The 3,868-nt window shown below is 70.9% G+C and carries 1 protein-coding gene; it reads right to left on the reverse strand.

The window, feature by feature from the left end; translation table 11 throughout:
* On the reverse strand, positions 1-3,868 hold a 3,868-nt coding region (locus tag AB0O11_RS39110), incomplete at both ends, for a type I polyketide synthase (RefSeq protein ID WP_363397338.1).

A 3,868-nucleotide genomic window follows, 5' to 3' on the forward strand; every position in this document is an offset into this window, starting at 1 on the left:
ACGAGCTGCCGGCGCAGGTGGTCGGCGAGCGCGGTGGGTGTGGGGTGGTCGAAGATGAGGGTGGCGGGCAGGCGCAGGCCGGTGGCGGAGTTGAGGCGGTTGCGGAGCTCGACCGCCATCAGCGAATCGAAGCCCAGCGCCTTGAACTCGCGTGCCGTGTCCACGGCTTGGGGCTCGCCGTAACCGAGTACGCCGGCTGCGGCCTGACGCACGAGGTCCACCAGCCGGGCCCGCTGCTGGTCCTCGGGGAGACCGGCCAGCGTTCGGCCCAGCGACGCCTCGTTGCGCTTCGTCGGCCGCGCAGGGGTGCGGACGAAGCCGCGGAGCACGGCCGGGACGTGCTCGGCCCGGGCACGGAGCGCGGCCATGTCCAGCCGGGCCGGTACGAGCACGGGGTGCTCCGTGCCGAGTGCCGCGTCGAAGAGGGCGAGCCCTTCCTGCGCGCTGAACGGTGCGATGCCCAGCCGCTCCAGACGGGCGAGGTCGACCGCGTCCAGGTCGCTCGCCATGCTGTCGGCCACGTCCCACAGGCCCCAGGCGAGGGAGGTGGCGGGGAGTCCTTGGGTGTGGCGGTGGTGTGCGAGGGCGTCGAGGTAGGTGTTGGCGGCGGCGTAGTTGGCTTGTCCGGGGTTGCCGAGGGTGCCGGCGATGGAGGAGTAGAGGATGAAGGTGGTGAGGGTGTGGTGGTTGCGGGTTGCGTGGTGGAGGTTGTGGGCTGCGTCGGCTTTGGCGTGGAGGACGGTGTCGAGTTGGTGGGGGGTGAGGGTTTCGAGGGTGGTGTCGTCGGTGGTGCCGGCGGTGTGGATGACGGTGGTGAGGGGGTGTTGGTCGGGGATGGTGGTGAGGAGTGCGGTGAGGGCGTCGGGGTCGGCGACGTCGCAGGCGGTGATGGTGGTGTGGGCGCCGAGTGCGGTGAGTTCGGTGGTGAGTTCGGTTGCGCCGTTGGCGTCGGGGCCGCTCCTGCTGACGAGGAGGAGGTGGCGTGCGCCGTGCTCGGTGACGAGGTGGCGGGCCAGCAGTGAGCCGAGGGTGCCGGTGCCGCCGGTGATGAGGATGGTGCCGTTGGGGTCGAGGTGGGGTGTGTGGTTGGTGGTGGTGTCGGCTCGTGTGAGGCGGGGGGCGAGGAGGGTGTTGTTGCGGAGGGCGAGTTGGGGTTCGCCGGTGGCGAGTGCCGTGGTGATGAGGTCGGGGGAGAGTGATTCGGTGTCGGTGTCCAGGAGGACGAAGCGGTCCGGGTGTTCGGACTGCGCCGTACGCACCAGGCCCCACACCGACGCGGCGACCACGTCGACGGCGTCGTCGGTGGCCGCGCCGCCCTTGGTGATCACGACCAGTGGGGATTCCGGCGCGTCCCCGGCGAGGTGGTCCTGGACGGCGGCGAGGGTCTGGCCCAGCCTCTCGCGCAGTTCCTCCGGACCGCCCGTGCCGGTGGTGGGCTCCACCTGATGGATCACCGCCCCGTGTTCCACGTCCCGGCGTGAGGGAGCGGGAACCGGCGACCAGTCCAGCCGGAACAGGGAGTCGTGCTGCCCGGCCCCTGCCGTGAGGCGCCGGGGATCCACGGCGCGCACCGCCAGGGACGAAGCGGAGAGCACGGGCCTGCCGGAGTCGTCGGTCACCGCCAGCGCCACGCTGTTCTCTCCGGTCGGCGTGAGCCGGGCCCGCAAGGACGTCGCGCCGACGCGGTGGAGAGCGACGTCGGACCAGGCGAACGGAAGCCGTACCGGCTGCGTGCCCTCGCCCTGCTCCAGGCCGTCCAGGACGATCGGATGGAGGACGGAGTCGAGCAGCGCGGGGTGCAGTGCGAACCCGCCGCTGCCCGCCTCCTCGTCGAACCGCAGCTCCGCGAAGGTCTCTTCGCCGAGCCGCCAGGCGGCCCGCAACCCCTGGAAGGCGGGGCCGTAGTCGTAACCGTGGTCGGTGAGCAGTCCGTACGCCCCGTCGAGATCGAGGGGAAGGGCGCCCGCGGGTGGCCATGGAGCTGCCGCGTCCTCGGGCACGGCGTCCGGGGCCGCGGGTGCGATGGTGCCGGTGGCGTGCCGCGTCCACTCGGCGCGGCCTGTCTGCCGGGAGTGCAGTCGCACCGGTCGCGCCCCTGAGGCGTCTTCACCGCCCACGAGCAGCTGGATGTCCACCTCGATGCCGTCCGGCAGCACCAGCGGGTTCTCCAGAGTCAGCTCTCGCACCACGGGCACGTCGAGACGTGCGCCCGCGAGCAGCATGAGCTCCAGCATGGCCGTACCAGGCAGGAGCGGCGTGCCGAACACCGCGTGGTCGGCGAGCCACGGCTGCGTCGCCGAGGACAGCCGCCCGGTGAACACGTGCCCCTCGTCGCCGGCCAGCTCGACGGCGGCGCCGAGCAGCGGGTGATCCGCCGTGAGCAGCCCCACCGCACCCAGGTTCGCGGAGGTCACCGGGGTGTCGAGCCAGTGGCGTTGGCGTTGGAAGGGGTAGGTGGGGAGGGGGGTGCTGCGGGCGGTGGCCGTGTAGTAGGCGTGCCAGTTGATGGGGGTGCCGGTGGTGTGGAGGTGGGCGAGGGCGTTGGTGGTGGTGTGGGGTTCGGGGTGGTTCTTGCGGAGGGTGGGGATGAAGTGGCCGGTGGTGGTGGTCTGTTGGGTGAGGGTGGTGAGGGTGGTGTCGGGGCCGAGTTCGAGGTAGGTGGTGGTGCCGAGGTTGTGGAGGGTTTGGATGGCGGGGTGGTAGAGGACGGCTTGGCGGGCGTGGTTGATCCAGTGTTCGGGGTCGGTGAGTTGTTCGGTGGTGGCGGTGGTGCCGGTGAGGGTGGAGATGATGGGGATGGTCGGGGGGTGGTAGGTGAGGGTGTGGAGGGCCTGTCGGAACTCGTCGAGCATGGGTTCCATGAGGGGGGAGTGGAATGCGTGTGAGACGTTGAGGAATCGGGTTTTGGTGTCGGTGCCGAGTTGCTGGGCGATGTGGGTGAGGGCGTCGAGGGTGCCGGAGATGACGGTGTTGGTGGGGCTGTTGATGGCGGCGATGGTGGCGTTGTGGTTGTCGAGGAGGGGTTGGATGTGGGTGGTGGGGGCGTGGATGGCCATCATGGCGCCGCCTGGGGGGAGGTGTTGCATGAGGCGGCCGCGCTGGGTGACGAGGGTGGCGGCGTCGGTGAGGTTGAGGACTCCGGCTACGTGGGCTGCGGTGATTTCGCCGATGGAGTGGCCGGTGAGGTAGTGGGGGGTGATGCCCCAGGAGGTGATCAGGTGGTAGAGGGCTGTTTCGAGGGCGAACAGTGCGGGTTGGGTGTACTCGGTGCGGTCGAGTAGGTGATCGTCTTCGAAGACGGCTTTGCGTAGTGGGTGTTGCAGGTGGGGGTCGATGGCGGCGCATACGGCGTCGAAGGCGTCGGCGAAGACCGGGTAGGTCTGGTGGAGCTGTTGGCCCATGCCCGTGCGTTGGCTGCCCTGTCCGGCGAACAGGAAGGCCAGGCGTCCGTCGCTGTCGGCGCGCCCCTGCGTGATGCCCGGGGCCGGTTCTCCTCGGGAGAGGGTGGCCAGGGCGTCGAGGCCCGTCAGAAAGCCGCCGAGGTCCTCGGCCACCACCGAGGCGCGGTGCTCGAAGGCGGTACGGGTGACTGCCAGGGACAGGCCCACATCCGCCGGCCGCAGATCGGGGTCGGCCGCGACCCTGGTACGGAGCCGCGTCGCCTGGTCCCGCAGTGCCTCGGGAGTTCGCGCCGACAGCACCCAGGGCAGCGGGCCACGGACGACGGCCGCCTGCTCGGCTGCCGGGGCCGCCTCCGGAGCTGCCTCCATGACGAGGTGGGCGTTGGTGCCGCTGATGCCGAAGGAGGAGACGGCGGCGCGGCGGGGTCGGTTGTCGGGGGTGGTCCAGGTGTGGGGTCGGGTGAGGA

Origin of the sequence: Kitasatospora sp. NPDC093102, from assembly GCF_040683915.1 — a bacterium.
Classification (GTDB): domain Bacteria; phylum Actinomycetota; class Actinomycetes; order Streptomycetales; family Streptomycetaceae; genus Kitasatospora.